Below are 21969 nucleotides of genomic sequence, written 5' to 3' on the forward strand. Positions count from 1 at the left end.
GCTAAGCTTATGTAAACGCCTTTAATATACGAGGTATTAATGCCTAAAGACTATGTCCGCCCATCACTAAAAGATGATCTTAGCGTAAGTCGAGCACTGGGAAATATGCCCAAAGCCCACGCCGATAGTTTTGCTGAGTCACAGTTACTCTATATGAGGCGAGCATTGATCAACAACCGATGGCAGAAACACATGCTCGATAATCGCGGTAGCTTCTATCTGCCCTTTATTGGCTGGCGTTTCTTCTATGTGTTTCTATTAGGACGTAACAAACGCGCATATAACCGCAAAGAAAAGCAGCTTTCATTAGCCCTATTTGTACTCAGCGTGTTGGCGTTTATATTAATATCACTCGCTTTTGGCTTATTATTACTCTACTTATTGAAATCTATGCTGGGTATCGACCTTTTTGAAGGGAGCTCCCTTGGGATCTGGGACTGGTTCAAGTCACTTTAATTCACTTATTTAACTCTTCACTTCATTTTTAGCCACTCAAGCAAGTGAAAGGCATAATAAAGCCCGCTTAAAAGCGGGCTTTATCGTTCTGAAAATTAAAGCAATAGAGCTGAGCATCAATTAACCAGAGTTAATGACCTGACATTAGCGCCTTTTGTAACTTAAGATACCTGACGTTAAGCGGATGAGCCGCCTGAAGCAACTGCGGCTCTTGCTCGGCTATCTGCTTAAGTAAACGCTGAGCCTTTGTTATCTCGTTATTCAGAATTAGCTGTTCAATATCATTTAGTTGCATAATTAATAGCGCATCTTCAGACTTAGACTCATTGCTCTGTATGACTTCAATAGCCTTGTCATCCAATTGCTCGGCTATCTGGCTAGGATTCTCCATCGAACGCATCATCTGTGGCTTAGGTGGAGAAGACATCATCACAGCCTCCCCTTGCTCTAATACATCACCACTTTTCATTGCAGGATTTATCACAAACAGTGTCACCACTACCAACACTGAAGCCGCTGAAGATAAAGGCCAACGATATTTGCGCCAAAAAGACTGGCTTTGTGCTGGCTTAGAAACTCGGCGACGTGCCTGTTTAAGGATCAACTCATCGAGTTCACTCGATGGTAACTCCTTATCCATTTGATGATAAAGTGACTTAATTTCTGCTTCAATTGCTTCATGCCCTTTATCTGTCATGCTCAGCTCCTTGCCACTTTAAGTCAACACACTCTTTAAGCCCTTTATAAGCGTAGCGAATACGGCTTTTAGTTGCCTCTAATGTCGCTCCAGCAATGTCGGCAATGATCGCTGCCGTAAAGCCCATCTCGACATTAAGCACAAACGCCTCTTTTTGCACTTGCGGTAAGTTAGCCACACAGCCCTTGAGTAGCAGAGCTTTCTGCTCATCGAGTATTTGCACTTCGGGACAGCCATTATCATCAGCGAGTTGACTCTCGCGACCCTCTTCGGCCTCAAATACTTCGGTGAAATTATTGACGGGTTTAACCGCTCTTACCTGATCTATGACTAAATTATGGGCAATACGATATAACCATGTCGTAAATTTTGCGCTAGTCTCATAGTTACTCGCCGCTTTTATCACTCTGCTCCATGTTTCTTGATAGAGATCTTCGGCTAATTGCTGATCATAAATCTGCCGCACAAAATAACGATACAAGGGGCCTTTATGCTTGAGGTAGAGTCGTTCAAATGCACGCGTACTGCCAGCTGCATATTGCAGCATAAGGGCTTGATCTGAATCAACCTCATTCGCGGTTTCATCTGAGGGTAAAGCTTGCTCCACTGCATCTTCCTTAGCAAAAACGGTTACCCGTTTAGTCTGCATGGAGCGCCAAGATTTGTCTAGAGTCTCAGTGCCTTATCTCAGCTATAGCTCACTATATGAATCATTATAAGAAGTTAGCTATCGTGAAAGACTAATAAGGGAAAATAGTGCATTAAAAATAGACTGACTGACAGCGGTATTGATGCCGTGCCGATAATATGACTTAATTTTGCAATAAAAAATGCCGCCTAACAGAACGTTATCGGCGGCATTTCATTGTTAACAGGCGAATTTTGCGTCGACTGGTTAACTTAAGCTAGTTTTGCTTGTAGCGCTGCATCTTTAGCTTGAACAGCTTCAGCTGACTTAGCGCGTTCTTCTTTAACGGCTACAGCAAGTGCATCATCACCAACGGCTAACATTTGCGCTGCTAGATAACCCGCATTTTTAGCACCGGCACTACCAATAGCAACAGTTGCTACAGGTACACCACCTGGCATCATTACAGTAGAAAGAAGTGCATCGTGTCCTTGTAGCGGACCGCAATCAATTGGAACGCCAATAACAGGGCGAGTTGTAATGCCAGCAACTGCGCCAGCTAAGTGTGCAGCAAGACCTGCAGCACAAATAAAGACTTTACAACCACGCGCTTCAGCATCAGTTACGTAGGCGTGCGTAGCAGCAGGCGTACGGTGCGCTGAAGTCACTTTAGCTTCAAAGTTGATTTCGAAAGTTTTAAGCACTGCGAGGGTGGCTTGCATTGTAGGCAGATCTGAATCAGATCCCATTAATACTGCAACAAATGGTTTGCTCATTTTAAGTCCTTGAGTAGGGCGGTACATTATTATATTTGCGCGCATTATAATGACATTTAGCGCACTTAGTAAACAGGCTTCCCCCAAGCCTGCGGCGCAATTATCCCTAAGCTTTTAAAGAACTGCAAATAACTTATTAGTACATATGTATAACAAATAAGGAAAAGAGTAGATTATCAAACTATAAAGCTGATATAACTGAGTTTATCACGCAGAAACTGCATTAATCAGTAGTAAATAACGCCACTCTTTTACCAAGAAACTATCGCCAGATTGCATATAATGGGCCTAATACTCTTGCCCAAGCCTACAATTTTACCCCCTCAGTTTTTTACTTAAGATAAGCATGATAAGTTTAAAAGTTGATGAGGATAATTTGCATAACAATCTTGTTAAGCCACACACCCTGCGCACCGAAGGCAAGTTTTTACGAATAAGGATTTTCACTGTGCCCATTAGAGATAGCTTAAAGAAAAAAAAGATTGATTCATTAGACCTTAAAATGCATCTGGCGCTTTTAGGGACACCTATGCTGCTGTTACTTATCTGCTGGGGGATCTTCTTTAGGATCAGTCCGAATCCAAACTCCGTTGCAAACCTCCTGCTTGTCGCAATCATCTACCTACTTGGTTACAGTTTAAATTATTACTTTCATCAGGGTCGATTAAACAGATTATGGGAACATCTTCAGCAAGTCATCCATGTCAACGACACCACCTTCGAACTGGTCAATATTGCTAATCAATATCAAGATGAACGCGCGTTTCTTAATGCCTTATTAAAAAAGGCGGTAGGCAGTATTGATGGGGCAGAAATGGGCTCGATTATTAAAGTTGACACAACGACCGGAGCACTACAATTTGAGTCCACTGTAGGTATTGATATTGAAAAGCTCAGGCAAGTTAAATTTAACCTTAACCAATCTTTTGAATACCGACTCACTAAAGGGAAATGCAATCGAGTGGTCGTCATTGATGATATGGCCAATATAAATGCCCATAGCAGTCTATCTACCGATGAACAACGCATGTTACTCACAGCCCCACAAACAGCGATACGTTCAACCTTATCGAGTCCGATACATATTGATGGTGCGCTATATGGCATGCTGAATTTAGACAGTGGCCGCCCGAAAGCCTTCAGCCATTATGACCGGAACCTTGTTGCCATTTTAACTCATGAAGCGGCCAATGCAATTGCACTCTATCAAAAGGCTCGGCAAATCAATCTCCTCGCCAACTTTGATAGTTTGACTCAGCTTTTTAATCGTCAGCGTTTTGAAAATGAATTGCAAAACTGGCAGATAAAATCACACTTTGGCAGCTATTTCATTATTTTAGATCTTGATAATTTAAAGGCGATTAATGACAGTGCTGGCCATCAATTTGGTGATAAAGCGCTACAAATATTCGCCAATACACTAAAACACTATTGGCATGAAAAACACTTAGTCGCTCGATATGGCGGTGATGAATTTATTGCCCTTTGCCATGGTCCATTAGAACAAATAACAAGTGATCTTACTAAGATCAAGCAAACATTGGCATCGCCAAATACAGACGATCTTAATCATGAAAAAGTTAGACCCGAAGTAAAGTTTAGCTACGCTATAACTCTCTACCAAGGTAATTTCAATGCAAGTTTTAAGGCCGCCAATGATATTTTGTATCAAAATAAGCGCCTAAAGCATCAACAGGTTTGTTAACTCTTAATTAATGACCTTAGCTCACAAGTGTTAAACTCGGCCTAGCGATCAGAGCTTTCTACTGATTGTAATCAGAGCTACGCCACTTCACAGCAGGGAAAGAAAAGCCCCTGCAGTGCAGAGGCTCGAATGGTCTTGAGTTAGCTAAAACTGGCACTATCCGAAAAAGAGTCGCCATAACCAAGATGAATCAAGATCTTCCTGGCACTGCCTATATTGTGCTGCATAGCGTTTAGAACGATCATCTACACGGCCAGCGACTTTAATTAACCACGCCTTTTGGTTATAGGTTTTACGTTTATAACCACCCCAGCCTTCGTGATAATTTAAGTACTGATTACGGGCATCCCATTTAGACACGCCATTAATTTTATGCGTCTTATAAATAAACCAACCCATAAAGTCCATGGCGTCATCAAAATTACTGCGACTAGACCAGGAGTTGCCGGTTTCCTTGACATAATCATCCCATGTCATAGTTTTTGCCTGCGCATACCCATAAGCATCACTCGCTCGACCTATCGGAATAAAACCTAAGAAGTATTCCATTGGTGGCGCCGCGTTATGCTTAAAAGAGCTTTCTTGATACATCATGGCTAAAGGTATGTGTACTGGTACCCCCCATTTTTCGCGGGTATCTTTCGCCGCGCTATACCAAGAACGGTTCTCGGTATAAATCGAACAAAGATTCTCAGGATCTTTTGGAGGAGGAGTCGCGCACCCTGTTAACAGCGTGGCTAAAACAATAGTCGCAAATAATGCAGGCCATTTCATAAGAAGGAGTACCAACAGACAGTAATAGCAAAACCATAGTGTCACATTGATGAACTAAAGATGCAATTGAGGGTTTAGTAAATTGTGTTACAAATCAACAAGGGAAAAGCTAAATCAATGATAAGCTATAACGCTGAGGGGCTTTCACACTCATAGGGTTCTTGCTGCCACACTACAGGCTGCCAAAATCCGCTATCATTACCTCGATACACTTGGCCAGTATTAAATTTTGCGCCTATATGATAACGCTCATTTGCACCGACTCTAACCTTAAGCTCTTTAGGTGTACGGGCAGAAAGTTTGACCTTCAAACTTGGCGCATCAATTAACTCGGCCACGATAAAGGTGTGCTCTCCAACACTTAAACGATAATTTGGCTGGGAAATAACGGGCTTTCCATCGAGATGTGTCACCACGACGCGGTATATATCCGCGTCGCGATCAGGCTCCATATACGTCGCAACAATACCACACTGATTAGCCGTATCAGATTGTGTCGCACAACCTGATACTAGCAGCACCAATACAGTAAAACTCAATACGCTGTTGAAGGCCTTAGTCACCAAGGTTACGCCTTAAAGTAATCAATTAAAAACTCATCAAAACTGACGCTAGGCTCAGCTTCTAGTGCTGCCTGTTTGTCGAGTGACGCTATAGCATCTTGCTCATAACGCATTGTTACTGTCTCTGATAATGGATAGGCTTTTAATTGCTGATGATACTCTTCTGCTAATTGCAGCACCCAATCACTATGATCAATTTGATCGTCTTTTAGCCCTTTAATGATTTGGCCCGACAAGGTTTCATCTGGGTTATCAATCGCTTTATGCCATTTAGCCAGTGCAACTTGGTAATCATCTTGGTCATCGTCGAGTAACTGCGCAATATCTTTCAAATTACCGAACAGTGATTCAAGCCAGTTGCTTAAACTTATCTCTTCACCTGAGCGGCTTAACATCAGCCCAGGTTTACGCCCTTCAAGTACGACAGCGTGCAAGTTAGCCGCAATTTCTGCTTCTTCAGCGGCATCAGATGTGGCTGATGGCTGCAACAAACAATTTAATAAAAATAGGTCGAGGAATCTAATTTGAGATTTCTCTATTCCAACTGAGCTGTATGGGTTCACATCTAAAGCGCGAACCTCGATATACTCAACCCCTGCTCGAGCAAGTGATTCTGAAGGTTTTTCGTTGCCTTTTGCTACTCGCTTGGCACGAATTGGCGAATAGAATTCATTTTCAATCTGTAAAATATTGGCGTTTAGCTGACGGTACTCGCCATCAACTTTGACACCAATTTTTGCAAACTTAGCCGAAGGCATATTAATCGCTGATTTCATCCCGTCTAAGTAACAATCTAAGCTGTTGTAACTTATGTTTAAGTTGTCTTGCTCTTGGTTGGTATAACCCAGGTCACTCATCCGTAACGAGGTTGCATACGGCAAATATAAAGTGCCATTACCTATGACTTCAAACGGAAAGTTATTGGTCTTTGGATCTTGAATAAATGTGCTGCAAAGCGCAGGTGACGCACCGAATAAATATGGTAACACCCAGACTAAACGACGATAGTTACGAATAAGACCAAAGTAGGAATCAGAAATAAAGTCATCTAAGGTTAATGACTTATCTGACAATTCGTACAGTCTGCTCCAGAGTTGGTCTGACACTGAGAAATTAAAATGCACACCTGAGATGATCTGCATTTGCGCGCCATAACGATAGGTTAGTCCTTTTCGATATAACCGCTTCATTTGCCCTGTGTTTGAACTACCATAATCGGCAATGGGAATATCACCCGCATCGCCTAAGTAACATGGCATACTCACGGGCCATAAACGTTGGCCATTTAAGTGACGCACACTATAGGCGTGAGTGAGAGTCAAGTCTTCGACTAGCTCATCAATATCTTCAAAAACTGGCGTAATAAACTCTAGTAGAGATTCGCTATAATCTGTAGTGATCCGCGAATGCGTTAAAGCAGACCCTAATGCCTTCGGATGTTTATCCAATGCCAAGTGGCCCGACTTTTCGATTCTTAACGCTTCACGCTCAATGCCTCGTTGCATTGATTTTAGCGCCTGACGACTTGCCGTATCCGACAGTTTGCCTATTACTTCATTGAAAGATTTCAATATATTGCTCTCTAGTACGTGACTCTAACCCATATAGCATGTCAGCAGACCCGCTATAGCCAACTTAAATTTCAAGTCGTACCCAATTAGCGTTTACTCAACTGCCACCATAAAAAACGATGAGATGATGCCACAGAATAGACACCATCACTCGGATATATGGACTAACTCAGTCTTTTACAACTGTAAAATTTCAATTGGATAGCCAAGTGTCGATAATTCAGACTCTATTTTAGCGCGATCACCTACCACTAAAATAACCATATCGTCTAAATTCAACTGTTCTTTTGCCAATTTATTTAGTTCACTAAGGCCAATACCATTGGTAATTGCCGTTTGTTGTTCACTGTAGTTATCGTCCAAATCATAACGTTGAATATTACGCATTAAGCCCGCTTTTTGGTATGGCGTTTCGTAGTTTAGTGCTTTCGACTGCGAAATAGAGCTCTTCATAAACTCGAGCTCTTTTTGCGTCATCCCCGCTTCTTGGAAGCTATTAATCTCTTTAATAAATTCGATTAACGCCTGCGTTGTCACATCGCTACGCACGCTGGCCGTCGCTTGATAATATCCTTGCTCTGGACCACCGGAAAAGTAACTTCTCGCGCCATAGGTGTAACCTTTATCTTCACGAAGATTAAGATTTATGCGGCTATTAAATGCACCACCTAATGGATAGTTCATCAAATATGATTTAAAAAACTCGCCGGTTGCATCATATTTTAGTCCACGTTTACCTATTTTTATCACCGACTGCGCCGCTTCGGGCTTATCAACGATAAAGATTTTGCCACCTTCAAATGCAGGCAAGCTAGCAAGTGCAGGTAAGGGTGTTGCAGCCCCTTTCCAATCTGAAAGCGTAGCAAGATTTGTCAGCATCTGCGCTTCATTTAAGCTACCGACTGCTACGACTTGTGCATTACCCGCCGTGTATTGCTGCTTATAAAAGGCTTTGACGTCATCTAGAGTCATTGCAGAAACCGTTTCAAGTGACCCACCACTGCTGATCCCAAATGGACTTTGATCACCATATAGCAACTCACTAAAGGCTGTCGATGCTAAATAGTTTGGCTCAGTCAACTCACGTTGCAGATGCTGTAACTTCTGTTGTTTAACTCGCTCAAAGTCTGCAGCTGTAAAACCCGGTTCAAACAGTTTTTCTTGCACAATTGCCATGGTTTTACCAAGGTTCGTCGTTAACGATGAGATCTTAACTTGGCTTTGATAACCACTGGCGCTAAAGCTGACGTTACTACCTAACATCTCTAATGCTTGAGTTAACTCTTCTGAACTACGCTGCTTGCTCGACTCATTCATCATTGCTGCAGTCATGCCTGCGAGACCCGCTTGACTAACATCAAGCAAACGATGGCCACCGTTAAGATAAATAACAATTTCAACCGTAGGGGTTTCAGTTGTTTGAGTACCAATCACGTCAATACCATTGGCAAGCTGACCTTGCCAAAGTTCAGGCATCGTCAGCACCGGTGCAGGGCCTGCTGCTGGGATAACACTTCGATCAAATGTAGAGGCGATCTGCGGCTTAATCTCTAGGCTTTCAACCGCAACGCTGGCAATCTTTTCAGCTGGTGCAACAAAGTTATCCGCTTTAGCGATAAGCTGTGTTTGCCCTTGCGGGACAACACTCATAACCACCATAGGTTTATCTTTGATGTACTTGTTAAATACACGCATCACATCTTCTTTAGTGACATTGGCATAACGGGTTAAATCAAAGCCAATCATGTCTGGATTATCAGAGAAGGTCTCGTTGAAGGCCAAGCTAGCCACTTTGCCCTGAACGCTTTGTAGGCCAAAAATGGTGCCCGCCTCAAAGTTAACTTTCACTTTTTCAAGATCGTCATCGGTCACGCCGCGTTGCTCAAACTCTTTAATCGAGTCTTGCATAGCTTGCTCTATCTCAGCCAAATTACCGCCACGAGCGGGGTTTGCCAACGCATACATAGAGAACTGACAGGCTAACTCTTGGCATGGATGGCTTACACCAGCTTGCACAGCTAATCCATCTTTGACTAGGTTTTTATAAAATAGTGAGGTCTTACCGCCACCTAAAATATTAGACAGCAGATCGAGTGCAGCTTCGTCTTCATGGCGAGCATAAACCGTTGGCATGCCAATGCGCAGCAATGGAAGATGAACCCTATCTTCCATTGATAAATACCGCGTTTGATCAAGTGTCACTAGCTCTTTTACAGGTGCATCTACCGCTGGGCCTGCTGGGATCTCACCAAAGTATTTATTTACCCAGGCAAGCGCTTGCATCTCGTCAAAGTCACCACCTATGGTTAAAGTGGCATTGTTCGGACCATACCAACGCTGGAAGAAGTGCTTAACATCTTCAACATCGGCACGGTTTAAATCTTCAGGCCAACCAATTACTGGCCATGAGTAAGGGTGTCCTTGGGGATAAAATGCTTGATTGAAACGCTCTCCCATCCGCCCATAAGGGCGATTGTCGATACGCTGAGCACGTTCGTTTTTAACGGTTTCGCGCTGCACTTCGAACTTTGCTTCCGTTAGCGCAGGTAAGAAAAAGCCCATACGATCTGACTCTAGCCAGAGCATTTTCTCTAGCTGGTTATTCGGGACAGTTTCAAAATAATTGGTTCTATCGGAATTAGTGGTACCGTTTAACGTGCCGCCCGCCTCGGTGACCATTTTAAAATGCTGCTCGTCACCGACATTCTCTGAACCTTGGAACATCATATGTTCAAATAGATGAGCAAAGCCTGAGCGGCCTTCTAACTCACGCCCTGAGCCCACATGATAAGTCACATCAACATGGACTAATGGGTCTGAATGGTCTTCATGCAGGATTACCGTTAAGCCATTGGCCAATTGATACTTGCGGTAAGGGATCCCGACTTGGTCAGCGGCAAAGCTCACTGATTCGACTAGCTTTACCCCTTGAGGAAGCGTTGTTTCTGTTTGTTGTCCTGCGCAGCCCATTAATGCAGCACTGATTGCCGCGGCTAATATCCATTTTTTCAAAGACTTTCTCCTTATTATACCAACTAGCAATATTTCTAGCTTTTGCTGAGGCGTTTGATATTGCACCTAGTATTACCTACTACAGAAAAAACAACCAGCAGTGATATTTGAATTAACTCGCTAAAAATAAATACCGCTTTTAATAACAATTAAAACTCAAAAAGAACTTACCTATCGACAATCCAAAAGCCAGAAAAATCCCTTAGCCAGTGAATTAACTAATTTTTTTATACTGTTAACGACAAAAACCTTACCATGTTGCAATATAGTTAAAATTTAAAGTTATCAAAACAAACTCTTATATAACGATAAGTTATAACTAAATAGGTTTGTGATGCAAGTCAGACTATCTATAGAATGGTCTTAATTGGGTAACTAAATGTAAATCTTGCTAGAGATGATTAATTATTGCCTGCAAATTAACGCTGGAGTGAACAAAGATTCACCCGTAAAGTAACTTTATAAAAATAAAACATTTGGAACTTCAATAATGTGGCAAGCAATTAAAAACATCCCTTTTTGGCAGAAAGTATTAGCTGCCTTTATCTTAGGCGCCGGCGTAGGTGTCATTTTTGGCGAATCAGCAACAGTACTGAAACCGCTTGGCGATCTGTTTATCAGTGCGATTAAGATGCTGGTTGCCCCTCTCATTTTCTGCGCCATCGTTGTGAGTATTACCTCGCTTGGATCTGAGGCTAGTTTAAAAAGACTGAGCTTTAAAACCTTAGCCATGTTCATGTTTACCGGCACCATCGCCTCACTGATAGGCCTGACTATCGGCTCTGTAATCGACATGGGCGGCTCGCTGGAACTCGTTGCGACCGAAGTGCGTGAACGAAATGTGCCGGGCTTTACTCAGGTGCTATTAGATATGATCCCAGTCAACCCTTTTGCGTCTCTAGCTGAAGGTAAGGTACTGCAAATTATCGTTTTTGCCGCATTAATTGGTATTGCGATCAATAAAGTCGGTGAAAAAGCTGCGCCCTTAAAACGTACAATCGAAGCGGGCGCAGAAGTGATGTTCCAACTCACTCGTATGGTGCTACAACTGACTCCTATCGGTGTATTTGGTTTAATGGCGTGGGTTGTGGGTGAATATGGTTTATCGACTCTACTTCCATTAGGTAAGTTTATTGGCGCTATCTATTTAGCGGCTCTAATCCACATCATTTTCGTTTACGGTGGTTTAATTAAGTTTGCAGCAAAGCTCAGTCCGCTACAGTTTTTCCGTAAAGCGATACCAGCGCAAATTGTTGCTTTTACCACTGCATCAAGTTTTGGCACCCTACCTGCGAGCACTCGCTGCAGCGAATCTATGGGTGTATCTAAGCGTTATGGCTCTTTTGTTCTTCCTTTAGGTGCGACCATGAATATGGATGGCTGCGGGGGGATTTACCCTGCGATTGCAGCAATTTTCATCGCTCAAATTTATGGCATTCCACTGGATATGACTGACTATATGCTGATTGCTGTTACAGCAACCGTCGCCTCAGTGGGAACCGCCGGCGTACCTGGCAGCGCAATGGTAATGTTAAGCGTGACATTAGGTGTGGTCGGTTTACCGCTAGAAGGTATCGCCTTTATTGCAGCGATTGATCGTATTATTGATATGATCCGCACGGCAACTAACGTGACCGGCGACATGATGACTGCAGTGGTTATTGGTAAATCAGAAGGGCAACTCGATGAAGCACAGTTCTATGCTCAAGAAGATACAACAGCTGAGCAGGTGCGAAGCTAATCTCAATCTTTGATTAAATAAAGGCCGCATTTGCGGCCTTTTTACTTTATACTTTTCAATATTCTACTGCTTAAAAACAATAATTCAGGAGTGGTTAGGTATGACAAAACTCTTCATTCTTCCCATATTGCTTTCACTGGTATGGGCGCTTTTTCTTAACTATAACGGTGTTCCATTAAAGCAAGGAAAGACTGGTTTTCTTTATATCATCGGCATCAGCCTAACCATCATTTTTGCATTGGCATTTTTACTCTGGCTCACGGCGGGTCAAAATATTCGCAATTAGTATCATAAACATCAGCACAATCAATGCGCGCCAAAACTGACAACTTAGATTGGCGCATAAATCGTATTTAAAGCGCTTAGTTAATATCGCGCTTAATAGCCTTCCGATTAGAGCCTATGCACTTATCGCTGTTGCTGGCGTACTGCTGTCAAAGATAATAATTCTGAGTATAAATCTGGCCGTCTATCCCGAAACAGTCCCCAGCTATAGCGAGCAAGTCGAGTAGAGTGAAGATCTATCTCTGCATAGATGACCTCCTCTAAATCACGGCTAGCTTCCGCTAATATTTCCCCCGTATGGTCGGTAATAAAAGAGGAACCATAAAAATGTGTTTCTACTCCGTCATCGCTTTCTACACCAGTACGATTGGCTGCAATAACCGGTATGACATTTGCGGCAGCATGGCCTTGCATGGTTCGCTGCCAATGTCCTTTAGAATCTAAGTTCGGATCTTGAGGCTCAGAGCCGATAGCGGTAGGGTAAAATATTGCCTCTGCACCCGCTAAAGTTAGACAGCGGGCTAACTCTGGAAACCATTGGTCCCAACAGATCCCAGCTCCAAAACAACCGTAGCGGGTATGCCACACCTTAAAACCTGTGTCTCCAGGGCTGAAGTAGTACTTCTCACAATAACCCGGGCCATCGGGAATATGGGACTTGCGATAATTGTCTAGAACAGTGCCATCAGCATCTATCATAACCAGTGAGTTAAAGAAGTTATTACCTGACTTTTCAAAATAACTAATAGGCAGAACCACTTGTAGGGATTTGGCTAATTCACTCATTTGCTTAATTAAACTGCTATCTGCTAACTCTGTCGCTAATTCAAAATATTTGGCATTCTGCTGCTTACAAAAATAGGGGGCGGCAAACAGTTCCTGAAGTAAAATAACTTGAGCACCATTAGCTGCAGCCTCTTTGACTTTTTGAATTGCTTTAGAAAGATTACATTCAACATCCCAGTTAATAGCGAGTTGAATAGCTGCAAATTTGACAGGTTTTGACATACAAAGCCCCTTTTCTTTAGTGTCTAAAAATATGTTCCCAGCTAAAAATTGAGACTCAAAATGAGTCTCTATAACTGCGGGTGATAGCGGTTAGTGGCCCGTCTTAACACGAGTCCACATGCGATTCATTGCCCGTTCATATTTCAAACTACGCCCCTCATCCGCAAACAGGTTATCCAAGGTTTTGTCATCCGGGTATATCCCGGGATGAGAGGTAATGTCACTATTAATATATTGCTGTGAATCGGCGTTAGCATTGGCATACCAGACATAATTAGAGATCTCAGCGATAACCTTAGGCTCTAAGATATGATCCAAAAAGGCATAGGCTGCATCGACATTTTTAGAATCAACGGTAATGTTAAACGTGTCGGCCCAACCTTGTGCGCCCTCCTTTGGGATCACATAGTCAACATTGATCCCGTTGTTAGCCTCAAGGGCTCTGTTTGCAGCCATAAATACATCACCACTCCAGCCCATAGCGAGGCAAATGTTGCCACTTGCAAGGTCGGTAACATAGGAGGAACTGTGAAAGTAAGTGATATAGGGGCGTATGGCTAAAAGACGCTGCTCAACTAGGTTGAGATCGTCTAAATTCTGAGAGTTGGGGTCCTTACCTAAATACTTCAACATAGCGCTGACAACTTCGCTTGGCGCATCAACCATGGCGACGCCGCATTCAGTAAACTTTGAAACCGTCTCGGCTTGGAACAGAAGATCCCAAGTATTTAAGGCTTGTTCGCCTAATATTTGAGTCGCCTTATCTATGTTATAGCCAATACCTGTAGTTCCCCACATATAGGGAACGGCATACTTATTACCTTCATCAAAAGACTGAACTATGTTGAGAACCTTAGGATCTAGGTGTTCATAGTTCTTTAAACGGCTCTTATCTAACGGCTGAAATACCCCGACCTTAATCTGTCGTTTTAAGAATGAGCCTGAAGACACCACTAGATCGTAGCCTGTTTTACCGAGTAATAATTTGGTTTCGGCAAGCTCCTGGGAATCATAAACATCGTAGTTCACTTTAATCCCCGTTTTGGCTTCAAATGAGGCTATTGCAGCCTCACTGATATAATCTGACCAGTTATAAATATTAAGGGTACTCTGCGCCGATGCAGAGCCCGTGAATAGTGCTAATGTCACTAACAACATTCTTGATTGGTTATTCATCTTATCTTCCCTGTTCTGGTATAGTTCTGATGACGAGTTGTATCTTCTATGGGTTAATACCTGCGTACTGTGGTTGAGTAATGCAGGCAACATTGCCTCCTCCAAGCAAGATTTCACGGGCATTTTGAATCCCGATAACCTTATGGTGGGGGAATAGTTGTCGCAATATTGCTTGGGCAGGTTCATCCATAGGATCGTCATAAGCAGGAACCATAATGACTGAGTTACCTATGTAATAATTGATATAAGAAGCGCAAATTTTAGTGCCTGCCACGCGACTATGGGTTCCCTGCGAAACATCCAACCCATAAGCTTCTTCCTCAGTCCACTCCAATGGCTTAGGCTGCGGGATTTTATGGATGTTAATTTTCCGGCCACGAGCATCTGTGCTTCGACTTAAAATCGCATACGCTTCTTGATAGATTTCGTACTGTGAATCGCTGCTATCATCAGTCCACTGCAGCAATAACTCTCCCGGAGCAACCCAACAAGCAAGATCATCAATATGACCGTCAGTCTCATCAAACTTACAACCACGAGGTAACCAAATGATTTTTTCCACTCCCATGTAATCTCGTAGCTGCTGCTCAACTGCCGCCTTACCAAGATGACCATTGCGGTTCGCATTAAGTAAGCACTGCTCTGTGGTCAGTAACGTTCCTTGACCGTCACATTGAATCCCCCCCATCTCGGCAATAAGCGATGAGCGATAACGATCAAGGTTTTCTATTTCAAGAATTTTCTGCGCGATTTTCTCATCTTTATCCCATGGAAAATAAAGTCCTCCATTTAAGCCGCCGTAAGCGTTAAACGCCCAATCAGTGCCTCTAACCTCACCTTTATCGTTAACCAGAAAAGCACAGGCAGAATCTCGAAACCAAGCATCATTGGTACTCATTTCCAGCACTCGAACCGCTTCAGGCAACATATGACGCGCATTCTCATACTGAGCCTGAGATACACATACAGTGACCCGCTCACTGGATGCGATGGCGGTGCAGATCTCAACCCACACTTTCTGAGCTGGTTTGGCACCATTGCGCCAAACATCACTGCGCTCGGGCCAACCTAACCAGCAGCCTTTTTTAGGTTCAAATTCACCCGGCATTCGAAAACCGTCTTCGCGAGGAGTGGAGCTTAATGTTCGTGACATAGACCTAACCTTGTTTTTATTTAATTGGTTTTGATTTGATATATCCAAACCTAACGAGATAAAAATGTAGGGTCTACTGAGAAAAGTTACCTAGATTGGTGAGTTTTTTTCACGCATTACGCGATTATTAGCTTTTTATCGTAAAAATATAGAGAAAAACTAACCTTAGTACGCTTATGAAAATAACCTGGTTTGACGAATAAGAAGGAGTTAGAGCGACGCTTATTAAATAATTAATCTGACAGAGTCTCAGCACTGAATTTATTATTGATTTGAGCCAGTAGCCAATCGATGAAAGTAATGAGTTTAGCATCCCCTCTTTTTCGTTTTTCGGCGACCAAATAATAGTTACCTAACGAAGGAACACTTTGCTCAAACGGCCTAACCAGCTTGCCACTTGCTAACTCTGTACTGGCAGTGAAATTATCTCCAATAGCAACGCCATACCCTGCTATTGCGGCTTCTAAAGACAGACCTGCATGGGCAAAGTTTAAATGTTGTGGCGTATTTAAGATATGCGGCGCATGAGCTCCGAGCCAAGTCGCCCACGTCTTACCGTCTTGATCATCGTGTAATAGGCGCTGCGCACTCAAGTCTAAGGGGAGAAAGCCCTCTTTCTTAGCCGCTAGCCCCACATTATTATCCGATTCGAGTAACAAGGGACTACACACAGGAAAAAACTCCATCCGTTTAATCGGAGTGACCCAATAGCGATTCCAGTCTGCGTCTCCAGCACCATAGATAATAGAGAGATCTGTCTGTGGATTAATGCTAGTTTCGTCGCTAGAGTGCAGCAATAGACTGACATCGATTGAAGGATAACGAATAGCAAAATCACCAATCTGTTTAATAAGCCACTTAGAAGAAAGTTCAGGGGGGGCAGAAATAACTAAGCGACCACTTAATCCGGGCTCAACTGCTTTTTCACAGGCTTGACTGATAATATCGAACGCTTCCTGTATTGCGGGTAACAAGTTTGCCCCCGACGGCGTCAACTTAGCATTACGGCCTTGCTTTTCGAACAACTTAATGCCTAATGCCTCCTCCAATGTCTTCACTTGATGACTAATCGCACTATGAGTGACGCAAAGCTCATCTGCGGCGCGAGAGAAGTGCTCATGCCTAGCTGCAGATTCGAAAGCTCTCAAAGGATTTAACGGTGGTAAGCGCCGCATAAGCTCATAATTTAGTTAGTAAAGAAAGTGTTAAATTAGACTAAGCTAGAACAGCTGAAATTAACAGCAACAATTAATCATTACTCCATAAATAAAAAAATCCCGCTTCAGAGTACTGAATACGGGACTTTTCCAAAAGGCATCAACTAGCCGAGTACGGCTAACAACACACCTGCGGCGACTGCACTGCCTAGCACTCCGGCCACGTTTGGCCCCATGGCATGCATTAGCAAGAAATTTTGGTTATTGGCCTCAAGGCCAACCTTGTTCACCACTCGCGCAGCCATCGGCACAGCAGAGACACCTGCGGCGCCAAGCAATGGGTTAACCTTACCGCCCGAAAGCTTGTTCATCAGTTTTGCCATCAGCACCCCCGTGGCTGTACCTATCGCAAACGCAACGGCACCTAACACTAAAATACCTAGCGTTTCCATCTGCAAAAACTGTTCTGCCGACAACTTAGAACCAACAGCAAGACCTAAAAAGATGGTCACAATATTGATAAGTTCATTTTGCGCCGTGTTCGATAACCTATCAACAACACCCGATTCTCGCATCAAGTTACCAAGACAGAACATACCCACTAGTGGCGTTGCTGCGGGTAGGAACAAAATCGTTAATCCAAGTACCATTAAAGGGAAGATGATCTTCTCTTTTTTGCTCACTTCACGAAGCTGCTCCATCTTAATTTGACGCTCTGAGTCAGTTGTAAGCAAACGCATAATTGGTGGCTGAATTATCGGAACAAGTGCCATATATGAATAGGCTGCAACCGCAATTGCTCCTAGCAGTTCTGGCGCAAGTTTAGAGGCTAAGAAGATAGCCGTCGGCCCATCGGCTCCACCAATAATGGCAATTGCAGCAGCGTCTTTCATCGAGAACTCAAAACCGGGTATCCAGTTAAGCGCAATAGCACCTAACAAGGTCGAAAAGATACCAAACTGAGCTGCCGCACCAAGCAATAACATTTTAGGGTTAGCGATAAGGGCGCTGAAATCAGTTAATGCTCCCACCCCCATAAAGATAAGCAATGGGAAGACACCAGTTTCAATCCCCACATGGTAAGCAAAATAAAGTAAGCCCCCCTCCTCAGTAAAACCACCGTTGGGGATGTTCGCCAGTATTGCACCAAACCCAATAGGCAGCAGCAATAAGGGTTCAAACTTCTTAGCTATTGCCAGATATAACAGTAAGCAGCCAACCCCCATCATTAGCAATTGGCCACCAGTAAAGTTGGCAATGCCGGACTCTGACCAGAATGCGATTAATCCTTCCATGACGACTCCTAAGCTAACGCCAACAACTGGCTACCAACTGCAACCGCGTCACCTTCTTTAACCCAAACCTTTGAGATGACGCCATCGGTTTCGGCGCGGACTTCGGTTTCCATTTTCATCGCTTCGAGGATAATAACCACATCCCCTTCTTTAACGCTGTCACCAGCAGAGACATGCACTTTGAAAATATTGCCCGATAACGGCGCATTTTGCTCATGTTTTACCGCCGCGGTTTCAACATTCACACTTGCTGTTGCTGCAGGCGTAACAAAAGGCACTACGTTCTCGCTAGGAGTTATTTGACTAATATCGCCACCTTCGGCCACTTCTACCACAAAGCTTTGCCCTTGCACGGTCACCGTATAGGTTTCTGGCCCTTGCTGACTAGCGGCTTTCGCCGCTACCTTTTTATCTTCTTCGAGTGCTTTAGCTGCCACTTCTGGCTTAGGTTCAAACGCATCTGGGTTATTACGATTACTTAGGAATTTAAGACCTATTTGTGGGAATAATGCGTAGGTCAGTACATCATCATCAAGCTCCTCGGCAAGAGTAATACCATCGCTAGCCGCTTTTTGTTTTAGCTCTACACGCAATCTATCAAGCTCTGATTCAAGCAAGTCAGCAGGACGGCAAGTAATTGCCTCTTTTCCCGCCAATACACGCTGTTGCAACTCGGCATTAACGGGGGCTGGCGTTGCGCCATACTCGCCTTTTAATACACCTTCAGTTTCTTTAGTCATCGATTTATAACGCTCGCCAGTTAATACATTGATAACTGACTGAGTACCGACAATTTGCGAAGTCGGTGTAACTAAGGGCAAGAAACCTAAATCTTCCCGCACACGCGGGATCTCTTCTAAAACAAGATCAAGCTTATCTGCAGCACCCTGCTCTTTTAATTGGCTTTCCATATTAGTTAACATGCCGCCAGGGACTTGGGCTCGTAAAATTCTCGAATCGATGCCCTTTAGCTCACCTTCAAATGCAGCATATTTTTTACGCACGACTCTAAAATACGCAGCTATTTCTTCTAGCAACTCCATATCATAACCTGTAGCTCTGTCAGTACCTTCAACCATGGCAACAACCGTCTCTGTAGCTGTATGACCATAGGTTTGGCTCATTGATGAAATGGCTGTATCGAGTACATCGATACCCGCCTCAATGGCTTTTTGGTAGGTAGCAGTACTTAGGCCTGTGGTGGCATGGCAATGCAGTGACACCACAAGATCAGTTTTAGATTTAATTTGGCTAATTAAGTCAAAAGCTTCAAAAGGCTTAAGCAAACCCGCCATATCTTTAATACATAAAGAATGACAGCCCATATCTTCAATGCGCTTGGCCATATCAACCCAGGTTGTAAGCTTGTGTACAGGACTGGTCGTGTAAGAGAGTGTGCCTTGAGCATGGCCACCGACTTCAATAACTGATTTAACTGCTGTTTCAAGGTTACGTACGTCATTCATGGCATCGAATACACGGAATATATCGACTCCGTTTGTATGTGCCCGCTCTACAAAACGATGTACTAAGTCATCAGCATAATGACGGTAACCTAACAGGTTTTGTCCACGCAGCAGCATCTGCTGTGGTGTGTTGGGCATGACCTTTTTTAACTCACGAATACGTTCCCATGGATCTTCACCTAAATAGCGAATACACGAATCAAACGTTGCGCCTCCCCAAGACTCAATTGACCAAAGGCCAACTTGATCGAGTAAAGGTGCAATAGGTAACATATCTTCGGTACGCAAACGAGTAGCGAGAATAGATTGGTGCGCGTCTCTTAGGACCACGTCAGTTAAAGCCAATGGCTTGCTCATACAAAACTCCCTGCTTTTATTATACTTTCTTACGATGCTGATGAATTGCAGCAGTGATAACTGCAGCTATTAAAGGACTCACACTCGCTTGCCCCGACTGCGGTTGAGTCGAAGGAACTTGACTCACATCCTGTTGCGGTAAAGGTCCAAATTTTCGAGCTACTAAATTGATTGCTAAAATGAGAATACTCAAAAAAACAAATACTAGCGTCATGCCTAGTACCATGATCCCCAGTGCGTCATATAACTGCCCAGATATTGAATCCATCTCACCCTCTCATTGGCATCTTCTTTGCGAACAAAAACAACAACCACCCAATAATTATTCACCTAACACTCACAAACTATGCATTTCATTCCATTCATTTTAGATACTGCTTTACAGTGAAATTGCGAGCGCCGAGCAAAAACAACAACCTATTTATAACAAAATAGCGACCAAGCTGTAAATTGGTCATACCACGAAAAACATCAACAACACAAGCTAACTAACAATTCCTCATTGAAAGTGACTAAAAATTCAATATCCAACAATATACAAGCTTTTATGACAATTTCTTTATAATTTAACGGTGTAATTTCTGGAAAATGAATTCAGAAAATAGAACAGAGGATTAGATTTCACTCTACGGTGAGATTTTATGCAATTACGTTTCTCGGAAAGAGTCACTCAATAGGCATATATAAAAGGTGAGAATTCACCGCTATTTTATCCATTTTGTTAATGATGCTTGAGATGGGGCTGAGGCGGCAGAGTTTAAGGAGCGAGTCATATTGTTTGCTACAGCTGTCTCAGCAGCCCCTAGCGACTCATTGCTACAAACCTTCGCAGGCCGACTAAACAAACAATAAAGTAATCTTGATAGTGTTTGATTCGTTTTTTCATCACTCTGCATTAACTGCGCTTCACTATCATCAACTTCCAATATTGCAGGGGCATTAACCTTATCTCGTTGTCGATAAAGAACACTGATGAATCGATACCAGTCTTTCGCTGCGAGCGCTTGCTAGGCCTGTCCTTTAAGCGTTGATTGTTGCCATTTGTAATAGACGGTTACGATAAACAAGAGTGTTTAAATCAGTATTGCTATCGCAACTTGTAGTGTATTTATGTCAGTCCAACCAGCGACATTGACGGCGTGAGTCAAAAGCCTAATTTGCTGCACCCCGTGATCAAGTCACACCCAGTGATAATTTGACCCCAACATAAATCTGCCGAGCATTAATACTTGGTAACTAAACTTCTGGATAACCGTGCCTTTGCTTCCCCCACAATTGCTTTGATCAATAAGCTCAGGCTCTGCAGAGGCATACTCATACCATCAACAGACTCTTAGCTAACATGGGGAATAGACGTAGCCCTGCTCAGTGATTAAGCCGTTGGCTTCTTCTTTGGATTCTTTGCTGTGGGTTCGATATTGTCATTTTGCATTCATATATACCTTGATTGACATTCGTATTATGCCCACTCAAGGTGTTCGGAACGATTAGACCTGAATAAACTGGGCTAGATGTAGATCACTGGATGCTTACAGCTAATCAATTAAGACTAATGTTGGATATTCAGATGCATGGGAAATATGACTCAAACAGGAGGGTTAAATATTAGGAGCTAAAACGAGGAAGGTAAAATCAATAATAGACAGAAAAACAATCTAATCAGCCAATAACAATAATGGGTTAACACAAGCGTAAATAACAGACACAAAAAAACCGCACTTAGTGCGGTTTTTTGTATCTAATAAATGGCGGAGAAGGAGGGATTCGAACCCTCGATGGGAGTTAAAGCCCATACTCCCTTAGCAGGGGAGCGCCTTCGGCCACTCGGCCACCTCTCCGCAAAACATGGTGCGCGTGGGAGGAGTCGAACCTCCGACCGCCTGGTTCGTAGCCAGGTACTCTATCCAGCTGAGCTACACGCGCAAAATCGGTAAAACTTACTATTTAACTATGTTTAATATGGTGCGGATGGGAGGAGTCGAACCTCCGACCGCCTGGTTCGTAGCCAGGTACTCTATCCAGCTGAGCTACATCCGCAAAATCGGTACTACTTAAATCTAATTATGTTTTATATGGTGCGGATGGGAGGAGTCGAACCTCCGACCGCCTGGTTCGTAGCCAGGTACTCTATCCAGCTGAGCTACATCCG

18 protein-coding genes and 3 tRNA genes are annotated in these 21969 nt (G+C 43.3%); 4 read left to right on the forward strand and 17 right to left on the reverse strand.

Going from position 1 to position 21969, the window contains the following annotated elements; genetic code table 11:
• The first annotated feature begins 39 nt into the window (after positions 1-39).
• Positions 40-456, forward strand: a complete 417-nt coding sequence (locus tag ACVBIL_RS15080; RefSeq protein WP_447167793.1) for a hypothetical protein — start codon at positions 40-42, stop codon at positions 454-456.
• Positions 457-586: 130 nt separating this feature from the next.
• Here ACVBIL_RS15080 and ACVBIL_RS15085 read toward each other — a convergent pair whose 3' ends face one another.
• From ACVBIL_RS15085 to purE, 3 genes are all read right to left on the reverse strand, one after another.
• Positions 587-1153 carry a hypothetical protein gene (locus tag ACVBIL_RS15085; protein WP_447167794.1) on the reverse strand — a complete coding sequence of 189 codons (567 nt, stop codon included), beginning with the start codon at positions 1151-1153 and terminating at the stop codon, positions 587-589.
• Positions 1143-1700, reverse strand: coding sequence for a sigma-70 family RNA polymerase sigma factor (locus ACVBIL_RS15090; protein ID WP_447167809.1), 558 nt, complete (start codon positions 1698-1700; stop codon positions 1143-1145). The genes ACVBIL_RS15085 and ACVBIL_RS15090 overlap by 11 nt, the downstream gene beginning before the upstream one ends.
• Before the next feature lie 353 nt (positions 1701-2053).
• Positions 2054-2557, reverse strand: coding sequence for a 5-(carboxyamino)imidazole ribonucleotide mutase (purE, locus tag ACVBIL_RS15095; protein ID WP_447167795.1), 504 nt, complete (start codon positions 2555-2557; stop codon positions 2054-2056).
• 448 nt (positions 2558-3005) lie between these two features.
• Here purE and ACVBIL_RS15100 point away from each other — a divergent pair, with 448 nt between their 5' ends.
• A complete protein-coding gene (locus ACVBIL_RS15100) occupies positions 3006-4262 on the forward strand; it encodes a sensor domain-containing diguanylate cyclase (RefSeq protein WP_447167810.1) in 1257 nt (418 codons plus the stop codon).
• A gap of 156 nt (positions 4263-4418) precedes the next feature.
• On the opposite strand, the gene ACVBIL_RS15105 is transcribed toward ACVBIL_RS15100, so the two are convergent.
• From ACVBIL_RS15105 to ACVBIL_RS15120, 4 genes are all read right to left on the reverse strand, one after another.
• Complete coding sequence (locus tag ACVBIL_RS15105; protein ID WP_447167796.1) at positions 4419-5036, reverse strand: transglycosylase SLT domain-containing protein; 618 nt, start codon at positions 5034-5036, stop codon at positions 4419-4421.
• 125 nt (positions 5037-5161) lie between these two features.
• Positions 5162-5602 (reverse strand): hypothetical protein, encoded by a 441-nt coding sequence (locus ACVBIL_RS15110; RefSeq protein WP_447167797.1) that lies wholly within the window; start codon positions 5600-5602, stop codon positions 5162-5164.
• A 2-nt stretch (positions 5603-5604) separates the two neighbouring features.
• Positions 5605-7170 carry a glutamate--cysteine ligase gene (gene gshA, locus ACVBIL_RS15115; protein WP_447167798.1) on the reverse strand — a complete coding sequence of 522 codons (1566 nt, stop codon included), beginning with the start codon at positions 7168-7170 and terminating at the stop codon, positions 5605-5607.
• A 177-nt stretch (positions 7171-7347) separates the two neighbouring features.
• Entirely contained in the window at positions 7348-10182 is a 2835-nt protein-coding gene (locus ACVBIL_RS15120) for a M16 family metallopeptidase (protein ID WP_447167799.1), read from the reverse strand.
• A 490-nt stretch (positions 10183-10672) separates the two neighbouring features.
• On the opposite strand from ACVBIL_RS15120, the gene ACVBIL_RS15125 reads away from it, so the two are divergent.
• The gene (locus tag ACVBIL_RS15125; RefSeq protein WP_447167800.1) at positions 10673-11923 is read left to right on the forward strand and encodes a dicarboxylate/amino acid:cation symporter; all 1251 of its coding nucleotides are present in this window, start codon (positions 10673-10675) and stop codon (positions 11921-11923) included.
• Between the two features lie 100 nt (positions 11924-12023).
• The gene (locus ACVBIL_RS15130; protein WP_447167801.1) at positions 12024-12209 is read left to right on the forward strand and encodes a hypothetical protein; all 186 of its coding nucleotides are present in this window, start codon (positions 12024-12026) and stop codon (positions 12207-12209) included.
• Positions 12210-12331: 122 nt separating this feature from the next.
• Here the strand turns inward: ACVBIL_RS15130 and aguB are convergent, their stop codons facing one another.
• The 10 genes from aguB to ACVBIL_RS15180 form a co-directional block, all read right to left on the reverse strand.
• Positions 12332-13216, reverse strand: a complete 885-nt coding sequence (gene aguB, locus ACVBIL_RS15135) for an N-carbamoylputrescine amidase (RefSeq protein WP_447167802.1) — start codon at positions 13214-13216, stop codon at positions 12332-12334.
• A gap of 90 nt (positions 13217-13306) precedes the next feature.
• The gene (locus tag ACVBIL_RS15140; RefSeq protein ID WP_447167803.1) at positions 13307-14392 is read right to left on the reverse strand and encodes a polyamine ABC transporter substrate-binding protein; all 1086 of its coding nucleotides are present in this window, start codon (positions 14390-14392) and stop codon (positions 13307-13309) included.
• A 46-nt stretch (positions 14393-14438) separates the two neighbouring features.
• Positions 14439-15545 carry an agmatine deiminase gene (aguA, locus tag ACVBIL_RS15145; RefSeq protein WP_447167804.1) on the reverse strand — a complete coding sequence of 369 codons (1107 nt, stop codon included), beginning with the start codon at positions 15543-15545 and terminating at the stop codon, positions 14439-14441.
• A gap of 233 nt (positions 15546-15778) precedes the next feature.
• The gene (locus ACVBIL_RS15150) at positions 15779-16720 is read right to left on the reverse strand and encodes a LysR substrate-binding domain-containing protein (protein WP_447167805.1); all 942 of its coding nucleotides are present in this window, start codon (positions 16718-16720) and stop codon (positions 15779-15781) included.
• A 146-nt stretch (positions 16721-16866) separates the two neighbouring features.
• Complete coding sequence (locus tag ACVBIL_RS15155; RefSeq protein ID WP_447167806.1) at positions 16867-17997, reverse strand: sodium ion-translocating decarboxylase subunit beta; 1131 nt, start codon at positions 17995-17997, stop codon at positions 16867-16869.
• A gap of 8 nt (positions 17998-18005) precedes the next feature.
• Positions 18006-19820, reverse strand: a complete 1815-nt coding sequence (oadA, locus tag ACVBIL_RS15160; RefSeq protein ID WP_447167807.1) for a sodium-extruding oxaloacetate decarboxylase subunit alpha — start codon at positions 19818-19820, stop codon at positions 18006-18008.
• A 19-nt stretch (positions 19821-19839) separates the two neighbouring features.
• Positions 19840-20088, reverse strand: a complete 249-nt coding sequence (locus ACVBIL_RS15165) for an OadG family protein (RefSeq protein WP_447167808.1) — start codon at positions 20086-20088, stop codon at positions 19840-19842.
• Positions 20089-21566: 1478 nt separating this feature from the next.
• Positions 21567-21658, reverse strand: a tRNA-Ser gene (locus tag ACVBIL_RS15170).
• Positions 21659-21666: 8 nt separating this feature from the next.
• Positions 21667-21743: transfer RNA gene (locus ACVBIL_RS15175), tRNA-Arg, on the reverse strand.
• A 37-nt stretch (positions 21744-21780) separates the two neighbouring features.
• Positions 21781-21857, reverse strand: a tRNA-Arg gene (locus ACVBIL_RS15180).
• Between the last annotated feature and the right edge of the window lie 112 nt (positions 21858-21969).

The organism is Shewanella sp. 125m-7 (genome assembly GCF_052977045.1).